Origin of the sequence: Aquiflexum gelatinilyticum, from assembly GCF_024813435.1 — a bacterium.
In the GTDB taxonomy this organism is placed as follows: domain Bacteria; phylum Bacteroidota; class Bacteroidia; order Cytophagales; family Cyclobacteriaceae; genus Cognataquiflexum; species Cognataquiflexum gelatinilyticum.
This window is the reverse complement of the sequence record NZ_JANAEZ010000001.1, coordinates 86419-106961: the sequence shown is the minus strand read 5'-3', so window position 1 is coordinate 106961 and position 20543 is coordinate 86419. Positions and strand designations below refer to the sequence as shown.

The following is a 20543-nucleotide window of genomic DNA, read 5'->3' as shown; positions in this document are numbered from 1 at the left end:
ATTAATGACGTTCATTTATATTAATCCATTTGGCTTATTTAATTATTCCTTTCACTTAAAAATTTAAATTTTATGGCAAAAACAATTACCATGATCGAAGGAATCGGTCCCGCAAACAAAGAAAAACTTGCTGCAGCAGGAATTACCACTGTTGAAGGCCTTTTAGAAAAAGGAGCTTCTAAAAAAGGACGCAAAGAAATTGCTGATGCAAGCGGAATTGGAGAAGGGGTAATTCTGGACTGGGTCAATATGGCTGACTTGTTCAGAATAAATGGAATAGCAAGTCAGTTCGCAGAATTGCTTAAAGCTGCGGGGGTAGATACAGTCAAAGAACTTAGAACCCGAAATGCTGAAAACCTTCACAAAGCTTTGACTGAAACCAATGCTGAAAAAAACCTGACAAGGGTTGTTCCAGCACTTTCCCAAATTGAGGATTTTATCGGTCAAGCCAAACATCTTGAGCCAATGGTTACCCATTGATATCAATTCATTCCAATAAAAACCTGGATACAGCTATTTGTATTCAGGTTTTTTTATTTTAGCTGAAATATTTAACCCAATTCATTTTTACCATGAGTAAAGCAGAGGATTTTAAACAACACTTAGAACAAGGCTACACTTTCAAAGGGAATTCAATTATCCTCGGAACCGGAATTTTGAACCATGAGCCTATTCCACACGCTCAGGTCAAAATCCCTCTAAAAACATTAAACAGGCATGGTTTGATTGCCGGCGCTACAGGAACGGGAAAAACAAAAACCCTTCAGGTGATTGCAGAACAGCTTTCACTCAATGGGGTTCCCTCTGTCCTGATGGACCTGAAAGGGGATTTATCAGGAATTGCCCAATCCGGGAGTATGAATCCGCATATTGAAAAGAGAGCCGGATTAATTGGGATTGATTATCAGGCTATCGGTTTACCTGTAGAATTGATGTCTATCAGCCATGAAAAAGGAGTGAAACTCAAAGCCACTGTATCTGAATTTGGCCCTGTCCTGATTTCGCAGATAATGGAACTGAATGATACACAAAGAGGTGTGATAGCATTGGTTTTCAGGTATTGTGACACGCATCATTTGCCTTTGCTAGACCTGAAAGACCTCAAGAAAGTCCTTCAGTTTGTGATCAATGAAGGCAAAGAAGAAATCAGCAAAGAATTTGGAGCTGTTTCTTCTGCAACAGTGAATACCATCATGAGGAAAATCATTGAACTTGAACAACAAGGGGCAGAGAATTTTTTTGGAGAACCTTCCTTTGATGTGCAGGATTTTGTAAGAACAGTAGATGGCAAGGGTGTGGTTTCGATCATCCGGCTGACGGATATCCAAAATCAGCCGAAGCTTTTTTCAACCTTTATGTTAAGCTTGCTTTCGGAGATTTATGAGACTTTTCCCGAACAGGGTGATGCCGACAAACCAAAATTATGCCTCTTTATCGATGAGGCCCATTTGGTCTTTTCCACTGCATCTAAGGATTTGATCGAAAAAATTGAAGCCATTGTAAAGTTGATCAGATCTAAAGGAGTTGGGGTATTCTTCTGTACCCAGACACCAACAGATGTACCTGATAACGTATTGGGACAGTTGGGTTTAAAGATCCAACATTCATTGAGAGCTTTTACTGCCAAAGACCGAAAAGCCATTACCAAAACGGCCGAAAATTATCCATTGTCAGCATTCTACAAAACTGATGAAGTCTTGACTTCAATGGGGATTGGAGAGGCATTGGTGACAGTTTTGAATGAAAAAGGAATCCCGACCCCTTTGGCACATACACTTTTGCGTCCTCCTGTTTCGAGGATGGATATTTTGACTGAAAGTGAAATTGACAGCTTGGTCCATCGCTCTTCCCTTGTTAAAAAGTATAATGTAGAAATAGACAGGGAAAGTGCTTTTGAACTTTTGGATCAAAAGATCAGCAGGGCAGAAGCTGCGGCAGAAGCCTCCAAAAACCAATCTATTCCAAGTGCAAAATCCAAAGGAAAGCCTATCCAGGAAACCTCCATCATCGAAGAACTCAGCAAAAACACCATGGTAAGACAAATCGGTAGAAGTATCTTCAGGGAATTGACCAGGGGAATATTGGGTTCATTTTCGGGAAGTAAAAGAAGATAAGGGTGGGTAGGCTAAAAATCGGTGTCATTGGAGCCGGTGCGGCAGGGTATTTTGCTGCCATTCATGCCGCCCAATGGGATGCTGAAGTGACTATCATCGAGAAGACTTCCAAGTCACTCGCTAAAGTGAAGATCTCGGGAGGCGGTAGGTGTAATGTCACCCATGCTGCCTTTGAGATCTCTTCCCTTTCAAAAAACTACCCAAGAGGTGAAAAATTTCTTAAGAAAGTATTCCGCCTTTTTGCTGTTAATGATACCATCAACTGGTTTGAATCCAATGGAGTAACTTTGAAAACCGAGGCAGATGGAAGGATGTTTCCTGTTTCGGATGATTCACAATCCATTATTGATGCTTTACAACATGCTGCCAATCGGGTAGGAGTTAGGGTACTTTTTAACTTTAATGTAAAAAAAATCATTACCAAAAACCCAGGGTTTGAACTTTGGTCAGATGACAAAAAGCTTCATTTTGACAGGATCATCGTCTGTTCTGGAGGAAATCCAAAATTGGAAGGGTTTGATTTTCTTTCAGGTTTTATACACAGTATTGAACAGCCGATTCCTTCTTTATTCACCTTCAATACACCACAGGAACCAATCAGAAAATTGATGGGTATTTCACTTCCTGATACTTTCGTCCGACTTGAAGGTACTAAAATGGCCTACAGAGGCCCTTTGCTGATTACACATTGGGGATTGAGTGGACCGGCAGTTTTGAAATTATCAGCCTTTGGTGCAAAATGGCTTTTTGACCAACAATATAAAGCCAAGGCACATATCAGGTGGTCAAATGATTGGTCCGAAGAGTGGCTTGTCATGGAGCTTCTTTCTTTTCAAAAAAATCACCCAAAAAAGAAAATCAGTACCAATCCCTTGTTTGGGATACCGGGTAGATTATGGGAACATCTCTGTGAAAAATCAGAGATGGAGCCTGACATTATTTGGCAAAATTTGCCAAAAAAACAGTTCAATAAATTGGTTCAAAATCTTTTTTGCTATATTGTATGTGTAGATGGAAAGACTACCTTCAAGGAAGAATTCGTTACGGCCGGTGGAGTGGTCTTAGATGAGATCGACCCTGAGACTATGGAAAGCAAACTTATTGATGGTTTGTTTTTTGCAGGTGAAGTATTGAATTTAGATGGGATAACAGGAGGATTCAATTTTCAGGCCGCCTGGAGTACCGGATATGTTGCAGGAGTAAGTGCAGGTCAACCAGAAAAATAATGCTCGAAAAACAACTCCCTGTCAATTTTGACAGAATAGAAGAAATGGCTGAAGGTGATGCTGAATTTAGAGCAGAACTGGTAAGTGCTTTATATAAATCACTTTCGGAGCTAAAGGAAAAGTATCTCGAAGGCTCTGAATTGAAAGACCTTGAGATCATCTCTCAGATCCGGCATAAGGTAAAGCCTGCGCTAGCCTTGTTCGAAATCAATGTTTTGAACGAAGTGATTCAAGAAGGAAAAGATATTCTTACAGATAAGGGATTCAATGAGGGTTTTATTGCACACCTTGAGCGTTTCCTTGATGCTGTCCAAGACGCCATAGATCAGGTTGCGTTGCATTTGGATGTGGAAAAAAGCTAGAGTAGCTATCTTATTTTTTGGATCAGGTCAACCAATCGATTTGAATAGCCTGCTTCATTGTCGTACCATCCTACTATTTTGACCAGGTTTCCTTTGACTGATGTCAATGCCGAATCAAATATGCATGAGTGAGGATTTCCAATGATGTCAATAGAAACAATTGGCGCTTCTTCAAATTCAATGATTCCTTTCATATCACCGTCAGACTCTTTTTTAAAAACAGCATTCAATTCCTTTGTTGTGGTTTCTTTTTTTAGCAATACCACCAAATCAGTGAGCGAACCATCAGGAACAGGAACCCGCATCGCAGAAGCTTCGATTTTCCCTTTTAGTGCAGGCAATACAATTTCCATCGCCTTTGCTGCATTGGTGGTGGTCGGGATGATGGAATATGCCGCAGCCCTAGCCCTTCTTAAATCCCTGTGCGGGGCATCATGCAGGTTTTGGTCATTGGTATAGGAATGCACGGTGGAGACAAATCCTTTTTCTATCCCAAAATGATCCTCCAAAACCTTAACCATCGGTGCAAGGCAGTTAGTTGTGCAAGAGGCGTTTGAGATGATTTTCTCTTCACCTGAAAGGATATGGTCGTTGACACCAAGAACTATGGTTGGTATTTCTTTACTTGGTGAAGGAGCAGTGATGATTACTTTTTTTGCACCTGCTTTGAGGTGGCCTTCAGCAAGTGGTTTTTCTGTGAATTTGCCCGTGGACTCCAACACAATATCGATGTCAAGATCGCCCCATGGAATATTTTCCGGATTTCTTTCAGCAAAGATCCGGATGGTTTTTCCCTTTACCTCAATATTTCCATCCACCGCTTTGACGGCAAAGGGGTATTTTCCGTGAACAGAATCATACTGAAGCAGATGGGCAAGGGTAACAGGGTCCGTAAGGTCATTGACAGCAATGAGTTCGATGTCTTCTTTTTCAAGTAAAAGCTTGAAGGTCAACCTTCCGATACGTCCAAAGCCATTGATTGCCACTCTCGTTTTTTTCATGTCAGCTAATTGGGAATTTAAATCAAAGGCGAAAGTAAGGATTTGCGGGGAAAGGCTTCCAATATTTTTTTAGGTTAGTTATCAATGTTTTGACTTCCAAAACCAAATATTTTTCTGTCTTGTTTTGCATTCTTGTTTTAACCCGCTATATTTGCAACACCTTTCAAAAAAGAGGTCAAAACCCACAAAAATGGTCGATTCGTCTAGGGGTTAGGACGTATCCCTTTCACGGATAAAACACGGGTTCGATTCCCGTATCGACTACCAAAACACTGGAAAAATCCAGTGTTTTCTTTTTGACTGCATGGTCGATTCGTCTAGGGGTTAGGACGTATCCCTTTCACGGATAAAACACGGGTTCGATTCCCGTATCGACTACAACAAATTGATGTTTTTCATCTTTCGGATTGCATACGAAAGTATGCATGAAGAATTTGTTTTATGGTTGTTAGTGGTTAAAGTGAATGAAAACCCGGTCTTCTAGGCCGGGTTTTTCTTATTTAAACCAATACCAATCCAAATTCCAATAAGCCTCTCCAGACTTTGGATCCTAGGAAGCGGTCAAAATCTCCTAAATTTGCTGCCACGTATTTCTCTTCAAACTCCGCAAAGGTCATCTCTTTTTTTCCAAGTTTGGGTGTGATATCCCGAAGGATTGTTTCAAGCCATTCTCCTTCTTCCTGTCTGACGAGGATTTCATCTGTTCCATTTTTGTTTTCGATCACCAAAGGCCACATTTCTGTCTTTTTACCTTTTTTCACAAAAGCAGTTCTCTCCAGTTCAGGTTCATTTCCCAACCAAATTAATTTGGCATTGGGTTTCATAACATTTCCTGTTTCGATCTGAATGGCATTGTAGATGAAATTGGGAGAAACGGATGTTTTTGGGATTTTGAAACTAAACCACTCCTGAAGCGGAAAATCAAAACAGATCCCATGCATGTAATTGAAAAGGGCTTTTTTGAGGCCTTCGCTAAAAAGTTCATGGTCAGCACCATTGGGATCCTCATGACTCAGGTCGTTGTCGGCAAACAGGCCTTTTTCAGGTCCGGTACGGACTACTTTAAATGCACCAGGGTCAATCCCGATTGGCGCATGGGATGTCATCGCAAACAAATGCCAAAATCCCGATTGCAGGATATTGTTCATAAAGAGTTGCCTGACCATCTCCAGGCTGTCAATGGTTTCTTGCGCAGTCTGCGTCGGAAAACCGTACATCAGGTAAGCATGAACCATCACGCCTGATTCTGTGAAATTCCTTACCACACGGGCTACTTGGGAGACAGTGACACCCTTTTGCATCATCTGCAGCAACCTGTCTGAAGCTACTTCCAACCCCCCTGAAACGGCAATGCATCCGGAAGCCTTCAGTAACCTGCACAGGTCATATGTAAATCTTTCTTCAAAACGGATATTGGTCCACCAAGTGATTTTGAGGTTTCTCTTAAGGATTTCGATCGCCAATTCCCGCATCAGGGCAGGGGGGGCTGCTTCATCCACAAAGTGAAAGCCCGTTTCTCCAGTCTGTGCAATCAATTCCTCAATCCGGTCACAGATGATGTTGGCGCTGATCGGCTCGTAATTTTTGATATAATCCAAGGTCACATCACAAAAGGAGCATTTCTTCCAATAGCAGCCATGTGCCATCGTCAGCTTGTTCCACCGGCCATCCGACCAAAGGCGGTGCATGGGGTTGGCAATCTCGATGACTGACAAGTATTTGTTCAGAGGCAAACCCGAATAATCAGGCGTTCCTGTTTGGCTAAAGGGAATGTCGGTGTTTTTGGCGCCATTGTGGTAGGTGACTTTCCCATCGACCAAGGCAAAGGTTCTTTTGAGTTGGTCAAGACTTCTTTCACCATCCAAATGCTCCAACAGGCAGGTGAGGGGCCTTTCTCCATCATCTAAAGTGATGAAATCCAAAAAGTTAAATACCCTAGGCTCATTGATTGACCGGAGTTCAGTATTGGGATAGCCGCCTCCCATAGCCACTTTGATATGGGGATAATTAGTCTTGATAAATTTTCCACACCGCAAAGCGCCGTAAAGATTTCCGGGGAAAGGTACCGAAAGACATACAAAATAAGGATCGGTTTCTTGGATCAGTTTATCCAATTCCTCCATTAAAAACTGATCAGTAAAAGATTCGGGACCTTCCAAAGCCTCATTCAAAGCATCAAATGAAGTCGCCGACCTTCCCAAACGCTCTGCATACCGGCTAAAACCAAAGTGCGGATCCAAGGCCTCAGAGATCAAATCCCCGATATCTTCCAGGTACAAAGTTGCGAAATGCCTAGCTTTGTCTTGGATGCCCATCGTTCCAAATGCCCAATCCAAATCATCCAATTGGTCAAAGCGGGAGGCTTGTGGCAGGAAGTCGCCGTCACAGATATTATAAGCCAAAGTGGGATTGTCAAACTGCAGGAATCGGATGACAGGATCAATGGTATGCAAATAGTCTTTCTGTAATTTGACTATTCTTTGGATGTTCGAGGAATAATTTTTAACTCCTTTATTTTCAATAGATTGAAATACTTTGGTTAAACCTTCTTTTGAAAAAATTCTCAGAATAACTTTGATGCCCAAGTCACTTTGAAATGCTGATTTCCCTATTGTATTCAGATACCCTTTGATATAAGCTGTCGCCGGGTAGGGTGTATTAAGTTGGGTAAAGGGTGGCGTAAGAAGGAGAATTGATTTGGACACAGTAAAATGATTTGCTTCAAATTTCGGCAATTTTTAAAGATAACCACTAAAGAATCTTAAAATGAATGAACCACCAAAGGAACAAACAAAAACAAAAGAAACTTAACATTTAAATATTTATGCTTAGGTCTTTGTCCTCTTTTATTTCTTTTGTGGTTCAAAATCAATTAAATTTTATCTCCAAAGAAGATGGCATTGAAGAACAGCTTATTTGTTCCAAACCATGTGCCGCGGAAATTCGGGTTGTCGATAAAGTGAATTACCCTTCCCTGACCGACAGGTGACACCAATACACTTGCACTTTGCTTGATTTTTTCAAGGTTTGCCGGAGAAACGTAACCGCCAAGCAAAGGATTTGTTGTATACCTGACCGGGGTTTGGGATTTGTTTTTAGATGGTTTGAAGAAAAGCGTTGTATTTCTATAAACAGGAATTTCTGAGTTTTTGTAACCAAAACCCAAAGGATGTGTAGTGTCCAATTTTCCCAAATAAATGCTTCCACCGATTTCCTGCGCTCCGGATAAGTTCCTGGAGTCGGCAAATGCGACGGATTCAGGACCTTTTGCTGCTTCGGAAGTAACAAATTCTTCCTGAACAATCTCTTTACTTTGGAGCCATTGACTTGCTGTCCGCATGGAAATGATGGTTCCGCCTCTAGAAAGCCAATCGTTCAAATGGGCAATTTGCGGTGCTGAAAGACTAGAATAATTCCCTGAAGGAAGGATCAAAGTGGTGTAATCAAACAGATTCACCCTCCCAAACAATCCCAAATCCACTTTTGTAATTGGCATTCCAACTTTGGTATCCAACAGGTGCCAAATTTCCCCGGCTTCATATTGGGAGGTTCCCTGACCGACAAGCATGAGAACTTTTGGTTTTTGGATGGCTGAAATACTGCCGCTACCCAAGTCAATCCCTTTCAAGCTGAATCCTGTCGTGCTTGCAAATACATTTTGGCCTGATAAGTCAGCTGCTTCTTTCAGTGCTTTTCTCAATTCTTCTTGAGAAAGTTTTTGGAAAGCCGTAGGAATGACCAATGAACCTGCAGGGAATTCCTTTGAGCCTTGATCGGTATTTGAAGTAAATGGCTGCGCAGTAACTTCAACATGGACTCCTGCTGACTGAATATGGTTCAGGAATTTGGCAGCAAAATAATCGGACCAATCCACCATATATGCAACATACTTCCCATCGGCCGGGAAGGTCAAGTTTTGGCTTGGCAATTCCTTGATTTCTTTTCCGCTAACAACTGTTTGCGTGGCGAAAGGCATGCCATATGCCAAGGCCATGGTCCAAGATGAAGCGTCGTAAAATACCGAATCTGAAAATGTAGTCACCTTCTCAAACATCGATCTTACCATCCTGTATTGTGTTTGGGATGTAGGAACAATCCAGGATTTTCCTTTCTTAAATGACTTTTCTTCTGAGGTTATATCTTTATCATTTTCAAGTACTTTGATTTTATGATCTAACAATAACTTTAAGAAAAGTCTGTTACGGGAATCGTCTGACTCATCTCCAAAAATATACCCTTTGGCTTTGTCTTTTCCTGCTTCAGTGATCGCAGTTTGGAAATATTCACGAAGGTATTTGTGCATATATTCCCTTTCCTTGACACCGGCTTCCATGGTGGCAATAGAAGTTTTGAGTTGGTTCCGTATCGTAAATTGAAAGGTAATATCGCCACGCTGAGAGCTTTGGATATGACCCCGCGAACTCGCCTGTTCAAATACCAATCCCAAACCTCCCTGAATATCCGGATAGGTAGAACCATATCCCGGATAGCTGTTGTCAAATACTTCCTTGGTCCAATACAAACTGCCAATATCATCCAACGCCTTTGCAAAATAGACCGCAAACTTATTGTTGATTTCGTCATAGTTCTTTCTTGGAATCACAGGGTTTTCACTGCCAAAAGGTTTGGTCGGTTCAAAGAAGTAGGTGGCATTGGTTCCCATTTCGTGAAAATCTCCCACTACGTTTGGATACCAAGTATGATACCAAGCGATTTTGCTTTGTAATTCCACTTGTGCCAAAGGCAACCAATCCCTATTCAGGTCGAACCAATAGTGGTTGACGCGTCCTGAAGGCCATATTTCATTGTGTTCTCTGTCCAATGGATCTGCGACAGGCGGCGAACCTTTGTGCATGTTTGCCCAATTGGTATGTCTGTCCCTTCCGTCCGGATTGATGGCGGGATCGATCATGACCACGGCATTGTTTCTGATTTCTTTGGCAAGGTCACTTTGCGAAGCCAAAAGCCAATAAGCTGTCAAAATAGAAGCTTCTCCTCCCGAAGGTTCATTACCGTGGACGCTGTAGGCAAGGTTGACGATGGCCGGCATGCCGCTGACATCAGGCATGGGCAAGGTTGGATCTACCAACTTGAGGTGGTTTGTCCTTATGGATTCCAAATTGGAGATGTTTTCTTTATTGCTGATAACCAGGACAACCAAGGGCCTGAGCTGATTGGTATAGCCGATGGTGACAAGCTCTGCCATATCCGATTTGTCAGCCAACAACTGAAAATATCCCACAAGACGGTCGTATCGGGTATGCCATTCTCCAACGTGGTAGCCCAGATAGGAGTAGGGACTTGGAATGTCATTAGAGAAAGTTTCTCCTGGAAAATAATATTCCTTTTGGGCTTTTGCAGAATATATATGGAGCAAGAGCAAAGTTATCAGTAGTAGTTTCTTTCGCATAGGTTTAAATTTGGAGGAAATTACCTGTAAGGTAGCAGAACCAAAACCAAAAATCCATCAACGGCTTTTGAAAGCTTGCGAATTGACTTAATTTGGAACGCGAAAGAATTGTAAAGTTGAATCCTTCATTTGGATCCATCAAAACTAAAAACAATAAATAAACCAATAAACCTATGAAAAAGCTTTTTCAAGCGTCTTTGACAATGATTGCCTTCATGGCGGCAATGCCATTATTTGCACAACAAAAAGACATCAAACTACCACCGGAAGCTACTGAATTTTGGGAACCTGTTCCTAGAAAAGTGACGGCTGCTGCCCAAATGGGTCAAGCACCTTCTGATGCGATTGTCATTTTTGATGGCAAGAACCTTGATAACTTTGTCAGTTCAAAGGATGGAAGTGCCCCACAATGGAAAGTCGAAAACGGTGCATTTACAGTAGTCCCAAGAACTGGTGCGATCAAAACCAAGCAAGGTTTTGGGGATATGCAGCTTCATATCGAATGGTCAGCACCTACTGTAATCAAAGGTGAAGGTCAGGGTAGAGGAAATTCCGGAATCTTCTTGATGTCTTTGTATGAATTACAGGTTTTGGATTCATATGAAAGCAGAACCTATTCCAACGGTCAGGCAGGAAGTATCTACAAGCAACATCCTCCTTTGGTTAATGCGATGAAAGCTCCGGGAGAATGGAATACTTACGATGTGATTTTTACCGCTCCAAAGTTCAATGCTGATGGCATGTTGGTTACTCCTGCTAGAATCACTGTTCTGCACAATGGGATTTTGGTACAGAACAATGTTGAACTTAAGGGCCCAACCGAATACATCGGAATTCCAAATTACAAAGCACATGCTGCCGAAATGCCGCTAGAACTCCAAGATCACGGGGATTTGGTAAGCTTCAGGAATATCTGGGTGAGGAAGTTGTAATTGAGGACAATTTTCAATTTTAGACGGAAGACAGAAGATGGAAGGCAATACACATCCTTACGTCTTCTGTCTTTTTTTTACTTCTAACTTTTAACTTCAGAATTCCTTACTTCAACCTATCCATCAATCCTTCCTGATAACTGACACTGATTGGGACGAGTTTATCTCCAATAGTCAATTGGTGCCTCTCGATTTTTTGGACATGTTGGATATTCACCAAAAAGGAACGGTGGGATTTGACAAAATTGGAAGGCAGGATTTTTTCGACTTCTGCGAGGGTCATTCTACTAAGGATTTTTTCTTTCGGAAGCTGGAAATTCACATAGTTCCCATTTGCCTCGCAAAAGAGCAACTCATCGAAATTGACCTTTATTTGCTCATAGCCTGTTTTGACAAAAATGGTCCCTGCGGCATTTCCATTTTTGAGTTCATGCCATTCCTGCGCTTTTTGGCAGGCTTTTAAAAACCTCCCAAGGTTAAAAGGTTTGAGCAGGTAATCCTTCGCATCCAATTCGAAACTCATCACAGCGTGCTCTGAGTAAGCTGTAGTAAATATGACCATGGTGTCCTTCGGAATCAAAGCCGCGAGCTCGAGCCCTGAGATATCGGGCATTTTGATATCAAGGAAAATCAAGTCCACCTGCTCGCTTCTGATATAATCCAAGGCAAGGATTCCATCTGTGAAAACCTTACGCAAATCCAAGAAAGGCACTTTGGCTGCATGGGCTTTGATTACCTCGAGGGCCATCGGTTCATCGTCTATGGCTATGGCATGGAGCATATCAGGAGCGTTTTATGGTTAAATGTACAAAATATTCCACTTCGTTTTCCCGAATGACAAGTTCATGTTTCCCCGGATAGAGGAGTTGGAGACGCTGTTTGACATTGTCTAAGCCGATACCGTTTGACTTGGATTCAGGGTCATCTTCGTGGCTTCGGTGGATACTGTTGTTGACATCCAAATGGATGGTTCCATCCGTACAACGCAGGCTGATTTTAACCCATGATTTCTTTTGGAAACTGATTCCGTGTTTGAATGCATTTTCTACAAAGGGTATAAGCAACATGGGAGCGATATCCCCTGTACAATTTTCAGGATTATGCCTAAAATCAATGTCAACATTGTCATGGGATTTAATGCGGAGTACCTGCAAATCCACATAATTGATCAGGTATTCTTTTTCTTTTGCAAGTGGGATTTTATCCATGTTGTTTTCATGAAGCATAAAGCGCATCATGTCTCCAAGCTTTTGGATACCCTCAGAGGTCCTTTCGGCATTTTCCTGCAAGGCCGTTCCATACAGGGTATTCAGGATATTAAAAAGGAAATGGGGATTGATCTGCATCCTTAGTAAGGAGAGTTTGGCTGAACCTTCGTCCACTCTGTAGCTCAGCGTATTAATCTTACCTAGAAGGTGATCATATTTTTTGAACATCAGGTTGGAAAAGGGGATGAGTAGACCTACAACAAATATCAACACAGCCAATCCTAGGACCAAAATACCGACATTCTCGTTTTCAATTGCCAAAATGAAAAAGAAAAACCCTAAGGCCAAAATCAACAAAACATATAATGAGTTGGCAAGTTTGTTCCGTTCTTTCTTTCTGTTTCGGTATATGAAAAAGTAATTGTAAAGCACAATGCCAAGCATCACAGGGATTGCGATCGTATAGCTAAGCGGAATCCACCGTTCGATGATATCTTGCAAACCAAACAGAAATAACATCGCAAAGGCGAAGACCGTGATTAATTTGACAACGTTGTAAGGCTGAAAGTCTTTCGTTTCGGAACTAGGGAAAATCTGTTCTATCACGTCACTAAGCAAAAGGTAACCTATATAAAGGCCTACAGTGCTGAAATAGTAGGGTGCCGCGAAGTTTTGGACAAGTTCACCCATCATTGAAAATCCGCCCACAAAAAGGAAGGAGATCAAAAGGATCAGGAAGGAATAAATGTAGTAGGTAGATTTTCGTTTTATGGTTTCTTTGCTCGGAATCAATATCTGATGGTGCAGGAAGAAAGAAAGGAAAAGTATTGCAGGTATCAGGATTTTGGCAAAATATCTTGCGAGTTCCAATCCATTCGGTTCAAAATCGTAGAAGTTGGATTGGAAAATGTTTGCTAAAATAATGGTGACAAACAAAACTGTCATCACCCACCATTCTATTTGTCTAAAGGGAAGTGGTTTTTCTTTCATTGGGGTTTGAATTTAATGATTTAAGGTTGGGTTTGATTTGATTTAGAAACAGAAATCTCGGGTTTTGATTTTTCTTTTCGCTTTTCATCTTCAGCTTTACCGATAAGCCAGATGTTATAAAGTATGGCTGCTATAAGTAGAATGAAATAAGGCGTCTTGGATTTCATGGAATAGGTCGTCGATTCTTTGACAAGGATAAGCCTGATAATAAAGTACCACAAAAAAATGTGATGAAGCGAATGGAATTTGGGGTGGAAATGCAGTTGGCAGTCTCGGTAGGCAGTGGTCAGTATCAGTAGGCAGTTATCAGTCAGCAGTCGCAGTTTACAGTGGTCAGTTGCAGTTTTCAGTTAACAGTATCAGATTTTAGTAAAGAGTGACAGTTTGCAGAGGAAATTTTGCAATCTTCCAATCTTCCAATCTTTCAATTTTCCAACCTTCCAATCTTCCAACCTTTCAACCTCCTAGCACCTTCCAAATACTCATTCCTCCAAGCAGTAAGGTGATCAGCCAGATTGCGAAGGCCAAAACATTCATCCATACTCCGTTGGTGTGAGTTCCCATTACAGATTTTTTATTGACCAACCAGAGGATGTAGCCACTCAATAAGGGAAGCAAAACGCCATTTGCCAGTTGCGCAAAGAGAATCAGTTGGATCGGTTTGATGCCAAATGAAGAAAATACCAAACCCAAACCCAAAATCCCCACAATACTGATCCGCATAGGAAAACTTTTGAGGTCATTGGATAAGCCAAAGCTTCCGGCAATAACCAAGGAACCTGCCAACGGAGCTGTGATCGCAGAGGTGATTCCTGCAGCAAACAATCCAAAAGCCATAAAGTATTTGGCCATTTTGCCCATCAAAGGTTCCAACCCAATGGCCAAATCAATTGCTGAATTGACTTCGGTAGCAGATCCGGCTTTGGCAGTAACAATAATCGCCATAGAAACCAATCCTCCCAAAATGACAGCAATCAGGGTGTCAACCCTGATATATTTGAGGTCTTGGATTGAATTCCATTTTTGGGAAATCAGAGAGGAATGTAAAAAAAGATTGTACGGAACCACCGTTGTACCGATCAAGGCTACTATGGTAAAGATATTCTCAGGATTGATGCTGGGTTTAAATCCTGAAAGCAAGTCGAACATATCCGGTTTAGAAAAGGCAGCAGTTCCCAAAAAGGCCAAGCTCATCAAAATCACCAGACCTGTCAGGTAGTTGCTGATGGATTTATAACTTCCGGTCAGCAATAGGATCAATGCCAATGATCCAATCAAAAGATTGAGCAGATTAACTTCAAATTGGCCAAGGTTTAAAATCTGGGTTTGGAAAAACAATTCTGACCCCAAAGCACCTCCGCTGATGTTACCTGCTTCATAAGCTGCGTTACCCAAAACGATGGCAGTCATCACAAGAAAAATGGAAAAATACCGGAGGATTCCTTTTTGCAATGTTTCCGATATGACCGAAGCGAGCCCTTTTTGGGTAACCAAACCAATCCTGGCAACCATTTCCTGAAGTACAATTGTTGCAATCACAGACAAAGCCATCGCCCACAGCAAGTCAAAACCAAAGTCGACTCCGGCGAGGGTGCAGACTGTAACCGTACCCGGCCCGATGAAAGCGGCTGCAACAACCGGCCCAGGACCTATGTATTTCCTCCAACTCATGGCGCCTGCTGCAAAGCATATATTGCATAACTGCCCAACCAATGCGTTCCTTCATAATTGTCATCGACAATAGAAGGAAGGGAATAATTGATGTGCATGTTGGCTACCTTCATCAGGTGGCCATATTCCTCAGGATAATCTTTGATCAAACCATAAAGCACCCAAGCCCTGCTGAAGTTAAGTCCATCAAGGTGAACCAATTTACCATCTGTCCGGTCGCTGACTTTTCCCGGCTCCAAAGCAAAATCAGTATTCGCCAATTGGGGTAAAAATTGTTTGACCCATGGTCGAAAATCTTCTTTGGGCATCACTTTCCTCATGATATCCAATTCCTGAAAGCATGGAGACAAAAAGTCAAAACCGCTCGGTTCATAGACCAAAGGGCAATTTTCATCTTTAGAAAACCAGTCCAAAGCCTTGGATTTAATCAATTCCTGCAGGCCAACGTGATTCAATGTTTTGGCATAATCATAAGCCAAAGACAATCCAAAGGCAATATTGGTATGCTCACCAACCCTGATAGGATAAATGAGTTTTGGCAAAAATTCAAGGTACTTTTCCACCATGAGGTCTGTCAATGGCTGAAGGTTTTTTTCCAGTTCCCTTGCCAAAGGATCATCCCAAAGATGGATTTCCTCGGCGAGTTTCAGCATCCAAGCCCAACCGTAAGTCCTAGAAAAACCTGGATCAGAAGGGCCATTAAAATAGGCGACCTCTACAGCAATGTTTTCTGCGCTGATATTTTCCAATAATTTCCTTCTGATTTCTTCTCCATTTTCTAAGTCGGGGAATTGTCTCAGAAGACTCACCAACATCCAATGACCATGCATACTTGAATGCCAGTCAAAGCAGCCATAAAAAGCTGGATGAAGTGCTTTTGGGCCTTTCAGTTCAGATTCATTTCCCAATGTCTGATTGAGTTTATTGGGATATTCGGTTTGCATACAATGCAGGGGAAGTTTGGAAAGTCTGTTGGCTTCAGCTTCTGTCAGGCGTATGGGGTCAGGGATTTCGAGGGTTTCCTTTTTTGGCTGACAGGCCAAAAGAAAGCCTGCCAGGAAAAGCAATAAGAATAAAGATCTGATCATGTCTATGGTTTTGGATTTTGAATATAAGGGATAAAGGTGATTTTTTCAGATTGGCTCATTTATTTGGCTTTTTCGGGTTATAAATAGCTTGATTATTGATATTTTGCCTGAAGATTATCCCAACAAAAATTCATGAAAAGATTTATTCTCAAGTTGCTTAAGGTCATTTTATTCATTGTTTTGGCTGTAATCCTTGTTTTATTGGCATCCTACAGAGGTGATATTGCTCCTGATGAACTAATCAGAAAATACAGCGATGAAAACTCCTTTTTTTTAATGGTAGATGGTGTGAACGTTCATGTGAAGGTCAGGGGAGAAGGAGAACCGATCTTTTTGATCCATGGGAGTTTTTCTTCCCTTCATACTTGGGAAGCTTGGGAAAATAAGTTGAGTCCATTTTTTATGACCATTTCTATGGATTTGCCGGGTCATGGCCTTACAGGTCCCGATTTGCAAAAACGATATGGAATTGAGGACTATTCCAAACTTGTATTCGGTATCGCAGACCAGTTGGATTTGAAAGAGTTTCATGTAGCAGGTAATAGCATGGGCGGAGGAGTGGCGCTAAAAATGGCCTCCGACCAACCTGAAAGGATAATGACTTTAAACCTCATCGATTCATCGGGTGCAAGACCGAAAACCCGAACAGATTCTGCCCAAAGCAAATCTTATAACTCAGGCGCTTGGATTTTTAAAGTGGCCCAAAACCCTATTTTCAATAAACTTTTGCTCAAATGCACTCCCAAATTTGTTTTCGGCCTAAACCTGAAACAGGTTTTCTATGATAATTCAAAAATTACGGATGAAGTGTTGACAAGGTATTATGAGTTGTTGAGAATGGAAGGAAACAGGCAGGCAACATTGGACAGGCTGACTACCGGAAAACCTTATGCGATAGATTTTGAAAAACTGAACATGCCGGTTCTGATCATGTGGGGAAAACATGACGCGTGGATTCCTTTGAGTAATGGCGAAAGCCTTGCACAAGCTATTCCAGGATCGAAACTGAAGGTTTTTGAAGATGCGGGACATGTGCCTATGGAAGAAATACCGACGGAGACTGTCTCAGAATATCTGTCATTTTTGGGCATTCAGGTTGAAAGAGATTACTTTTCTACCCCCAAATTCTTCAGCCATGTCTATTGAAACCATTTTGATTTCTCTTTCAGTAATTCAGATTTTACTGATCATCTTTTTAGTCATTAAGTTTCTATCTCAAAAGTCCGAAAGGGATTTCAATCAATTGGGAATTAGTCAGTTAAAGCAAGAATTTGCACAGCAGATGGCTGCGAACAGGGTCGAAATCCAGGATGGTTTGATGAAACAGTTTGGTTTGGTATTCGAGTCCCTTCGAGCCAATTCAAAAGAACAATCTGAGGTTTTGAAGGATTTCGGCACGATTTTCAGAGAAAATGTCAAAGAATTCAATGAGCTTCAGAGGGAAAAATTCCAAGACCTGATCTTCAGGCAGGAGCGGATGTTGGCATCCACGGAAGAGCGCTTGGATAAGATGCGTGAAACTGTGGATGAAAAACTGCAAAAGACCTTGGAGGCAAGGTTGGGCCAATCTTTTGAGTTGGTGACCAACCAACTTTTGGCTGTTCAAAAAGGACTTGGAGAAATGCAGAACCTCGCAACCGGAGTGGGTGACCTCAAGCGGGTGCTGAGCAATGTCAAAAGCAGGGGAGTGTTGGGAGAATACCAATTGCATGGGATTTTGGAAAATATCCTTTCGCCCGAACAGTATGCAAGTAATGTTTCCGTCAAAAAAGGGAATTCGGAGCGGGTAGAATTTGCCATCAAAATGCCCGGAAGCAAGGAAGACGGGCCGGTTTACCTGCCGATTGATGCCAAATTTCCGCAAGAAACTTTTTACAGACTTCAGGATGCATATGATACCGGAGACAAGCTTATCATAGATTTGGCAAGGGCCGATCTCTTCAAAGCCATCCGGAAAGCCGCTCAGGATATCAGCCAAAAATATCTGCATCCCCCGTTTACCACCGATTTTGCCATGCTTTTCCTTCCCATGGAAAGTCTGTATGCAGAAGTTCTCCGTGAACCCAATCTTGCGCAATCCCTGCAAAAGGATTACAAAATCATCATTACCGGACCGACAACTTTAGCCGCGATGTTGAACAGTCTTCAAATGGGATTCAGGACATTGGCTATACAGGAGAGGAGCAGCGAAGTTTGGAAGGTATTGGGAGCCGTCAAGTCTGAATTTTCAAAATTCGGGGATTTGATCAGCAAAGCTCAAAAGAAAATTATTGAAGCACATACCGATTTGGATGAATTGGTTGGAACAAGGACAAGGGTTATTCAACGAAAATTGAAAGAGGTAGAAATTATGCCGGAAGATGAGGGAAGAAAACTTCTTGAATGATTGTTAAACTAATTTCCATTTTTAAATTTGAGAAAAATCAATCCCCTATGAAATTTTATTATTCGGTCATTTTCTTTTTGATTGTCTCATTTTCTTCAGCACAGCAGATTTTTGATGTCGAGCCCGAAAATCGGGAGAATTCAATAGAAATCAACAATACTGCTGTTGACATGATTTCCAAAGGAAACTTTGAAAGTGCTGCACGGATTCTGCAACAGGTGATTTTGGATGATCCATCATTCCACCCGGCTTATTTGAATTTTTATAGAGCAGGAGGGCAGGTAGCTTCCCAAAAGGAAAAAGTGATCGAAACCTTAAGAAAAGGGCTTTTGATCTTTGAGGAAGATGATGAGATGGCGTATTATCTCGGAAACATTCTTCAAAGGGAAAACCGCCTCACAGAAGCGATAGCTGCCTATACAGATGCCATTAACTTTAGTAAAATTAATGGAGAAGAATTTGAGTTGGTCTGGGCTTACCATTTCAACAGAGGGAATTGTTACCTTAAATCAAACAAACACGCCAAGGCCATACCTGATTATGATTATGCATTGAAACTCAGCCCGTCTAATGCAGACGTTTTGACCAACAGGGGGTTTTGTCATTATAAAACAGGAAATAATTCTGCCGCTTGCGAAGACTGGAATGAAGCCAAAAGACTCGGAAATACCCAGACAGAAAAGTATCTCCAATCCTTCTGTAAATAAAAAACTTATTTCTTATTGCGCTTAGATGCAAAACATCATACCTTTTGCCCGATTTGGACAGGATAAGCTTTTACACTCCTGACTCTTATTGATATTTCAAATGGGAATGAACATTGTCATTGCAGGTGCCGGAGATATGGGTTACCATCTAGCGGAGCAACTTAGTTATGAAAACAAGGATATAACCCTGATTGATGTAGATAAGGATGCATTGGACAATGCGGCTTCACATCTTGACGTCATGACCATCATGGGAGATGCGACTTCACTCGAAGTGCTCAATAATGCCAACCTGAAGGATACGCATATGTTTATGGCTGTTACCACTTCAGAAAAGACAAATATTGTGGCAGCTACTTTGGCAAAACAATTGGGTGCAAAACGGGTGATTGCGAGAGTACGAAACCATGATTACTTAGAACCTGAACACGAGGTTTACTTCAAAAACATCGGAATAGACAATATTATTTCACCCACCATGCTTTGTAGCGGTGAAATATACCGGATGATCAAAAATTCTACATTTACGGAAGTTATTGAATTCGAAGGAGGTAAACTCAATATTGTCGGGATTTCATTGGATCAATACAGTCCATTATTCAACAAAAAAATAGCTGATATGAAAGACATCCCTTTATTTGGGGATATCAGGATCGTAGCAATAGTCAGAGATCAGATGACGATCATTCCGAGAGGCAATACCATCATCAGAAACAACGATCACGTATTTTTCATTTCTAATAAAAAAGCTGTTGAATCCATCATTGAACTTCTTGGGGAGAAAAAAATAAGCATCAAAAATATCATGATCATTGGAGGTGATGATATGGCATTTGCTACAGCCTTGAAGCTTGAAGATGAATTCCGTGTGACTTTGGTCCACAGAGATAAGGAAAGATGTAAATGGCTTTCTGAAAGGCTAAATAATACCTTGATTATCAATGGGGATTACAAAAACATTGAACTTTTGATTGAAGAGGGATTGGAACAAATGGAAGCTTTCATCTCCCTTACAGAATCTTCAGAAACTAACATTATCACCTCGCTAAGTGCAAAGAATCATGGTGTTTACAAAACCATTGCCCATGTGGATACAAGAGAGTATATCCATATTTCGCATAGTATAGGCGTGGATTCCCTTATCAATAAAAAACTAGTTGCAGCCAATCAAATAACCCGTTTTTTAAAAAAAGGAAAAGTGGAAGCGGTATCAGGAATCTATGGGGTAGATGCAGAAATCATCCAATACGTAATCACAAAAGGAAATAGATTGACGAAAAAATCCTTAAAAGAACTTCATTTCCCTGATACAGCCATTGTTGCAGGCGTAATCCGGGGAGAAGAAGTTTTTATACCTGATGGAGATTTTATGCTTCATGTAGATGATAAGGCTATTGTTCTTGCCTTGCCAGCAGCCAAAGCAGCTTTAGAGAAACTTTTCCATTGAT

The 20543-nt window shown here is 41.4% G+C and carries 17 protein-coding genes and 2 tRNA genes; 11 read left to right on the top strand and 8 right to left on the bottom strand.

Annotated features, from left to right (window positions below; genetic code table 11):
* Positions 1-72: 72 nt before the first annotated feature.
* From NK987_RS00445 to NK987_RS00430, 4 genes are all read left to right on the top strand, one after another.
* Positions 73-480 (top strand): DUF4332 domain-containing protein, encoded by a 408-nt coding sequence (locus NK987_RS00445; RefSeq protein WP_259262261.1) that lies wholly within the window; start codon positions 73-75, stop codon positions 478-480.
* A gap of 92 nt (positions 481-572) precedes the next feature.
* A complete protein-coding gene (locus tag NK987_RS00440; protein WP_259262260.1) occupies positions 573-2114 on the top strand; it encodes a helicase HerA-like domain-containing protein in 1542 nt (513 codons plus the stop codon).
* 2 nt (positions 2115-2116) lie between these two features.
* Positions 2117-3340, top strand: a complete 1224-nt coding sequence (locus NK987_RS00435) for a BaiN/RdsA family NAD(P)/FAD-dependent oxidoreductase (RefSeq protein WP_258424529.1) — start codon at positions 2117-2119, stop codon at positions 3338-3340.
* A complete protein-coding gene (locus tag NK987_RS00430) occupies positions 3340-3702 on the top strand; it encodes a hypothetical protein (protein WP_258424528.1) in 363 nt (120 codons plus the stop codon). The genes NK987_RS00435 and NK987_RS00430 overlap by 1 nt, the downstream gene beginning before the upstream one ends.
* Positions 3703-3707: 5 nt before the next feature.
* On the opposite strand, the gene gap is transcribed toward NK987_RS00430, so the two are convergent.
* Complete coding sequence (gap, locus tag NK987_RS00425; protein ID WP_259262259.1) at positions 3708-4703, bottom strand: type I glyceraldehyde-3-phosphate dehydrogenase; 996 nt, start codon at positions 4701-4703, stop codon at positions 3708-3710.
* Positions 4704-4895: 192 nt separating this feature from the next.
* Between gap and NK987_RS00420 the strand changes: the two genes are divergently transcribed.
* Positions 4896-4970: transfer RNA gene (locus tag NK987_RS00420), tRNA-Glu, on the top strand.
* A gap of 39 nt (positions 4971-5009) precedes the next feature.
* Positions 5010-5081 (top strand) — tRNA-Glu (locus tag NK987_RS00415).
* Between the two features lie 122 nt (positions 5082-5203).
* Here the strand turns inward: NK987_RS00415 and NK987_RS00410 are convergent.
* Both NK987_RS00410 and NK987_RS00405 read right to left on the bottom strand, forming a co-directional pair.
* Positions 5204-7408, bottom strand: coding sequence for a B12-binding domain-containing radical SAM protein (locus NK987_RS00410; protein WP_259262258.1), 2205 nt, complete (start codon positions 7406-7408; stop codon positions 5204-5206).
* Between the two features lie 167 nt (positions 7409-7575).
* Entirely contained in the window at positions 7576-10113 is a 2538-nt protein-coding gene (locus NK987_RS00405; RefSeq protein WP_259262257.1) for a M14 family zinc carboxypeptidase, read from the bottom strand.
* 173 nt (positions 10114-10286) lie between these two features.
* Here NK987_RS00405 and NK987_RS00400 point away from each other — a divergent pair, with 173 nt between their 5' ends.
* Complete coding sequence (locus NK987_RS00400; RefSeq protein ID WP_259262256.1) at positions 10287-11045, top strand: 3-keto-disaccharide hydrolase; 759 nt, start codon at positions 10287-10289, stop codon at positions 11043-11045.
* Positions 11046-11151: 106 nt separating this feature from the next.
* On the opposite strand, the gene NK987_RS00395 is transcribed toward NK987_RS00400, so the two are convergent.
* The 5 genes from NK987_RS00395 to NK987_RS00375 all read right to left on the bottom strand — a co-directional run bounded on the left by NK987_RS00395 (position 11152) and on the right by NK987_RS00375 (position 16002).
* Entirely contained in the window at positions 11152-11826 is a 675-nt protein-coding gene (locus NK987_RS00395; protein ID WP_259262255.1) for a LytR/AlgR family response regulator transcription factor, read from the bottom strand.
* Position 11827: 1 nt separating this feature from the next.
* Positions 11828-13243: a sensor histidine kinase gene (locus NK987_RS00390; RefSeq protein WP_259262254.1), complete on the bottom strand. Its 1416-nt coding sequence runs from the start codon at positions 13241-13243 to the stop codon at positions 11828-11830.
* A 20-nt stretch (positions 13244-13263) separates the two neighbouring features.
* Positions 13264-13464, bottom strand: coding sequence for a hypothetical protein (locus tag NK987_RS00385; RefSeq protein WP_259262253.1), 201 nt, complete (start codon positions 13462-13464; stop codon positions 13264-13266).
* A gap of 235 nt (positions 13465-13699) precedes the next feature.
* Positions 13700-14914, bottom strand: coding sequence for an Nramp family divalent metal transporter (locus NK987_RS00380; RefSeq protein WP_259262252.1), 1215 nt, complete (start codon positions 14912-14914; stop codon positions 13700-13702).
* Complete coding sequence (locus NK987_RS00375; protein WP_259262251.1) at positions 14911-16002, bottom strand: DUF2891 domain-containing protein; 1092 nt, start codon at positions 16000-16002, stop codon at positions 14911-14913. The genes NK987_RS00380 and NK987_RS00375 overlap by 4 nt, the downstream gene beginning before the upstream one ends.
* Before the next feature lie 132 nt (positions 16003-16134).
* Between NK987_RS00375 and NK987_RS00370 the strand changes: the two genes are divergently transcribed.
* The 4 genes from NK987_RS00370 (at position 16135) to trkA (ending at position 20542) form a co-directional block, all read left to right on the top strand.
* On the top strand, positions 16135-17148 hold the full coding sequence (locus NK987_RS00370; RefSeq protein WP_259262250.1) for an alpha/beta fold hydrolase: 1014 nt from the start codon (positions 16135-16137) through the stop codon (positions 17146-17148).
* A complete protein-coding gene (locus tag NK987_RS00365) occupies positions 17138-18388 on the top strand; it encodes a DNA recombination protein RmuC (RefSeq protein ID WP_259262249.1) in 1251 nt (416 codons plus the stop codon). The genes NK987_RS00370 and NK987_RS00365 overlap by 11 nt, the downstream gene beginning before the upstream one ends.
* Before the next feature lie 47 nt (positions 18389-18435).
* On the top strand, positions 18436-19095 hold the full coding sequence (locus NK987_RS00360) for a tetratricopeptide repeat protein (protein WP_259262248.1): 660 nt from the start codon (positions 18436-18438) through the stop codon (positions 19093-19095).
* Positions 19096-19195: 100 nt separating this feature from the next.
* Positions 19196-20542, top strand: a complete 1347-nt coding sequence (gene trkA, locus NK987_RS00355; RefSeq protein ID WP_258424516.1) for a Trk system potassium transporter TrkA — start codon at positions 19196-19198, stop codon at positions 20540-20542.
* Position 20543 lies beyond the last annotated feature (1 nt).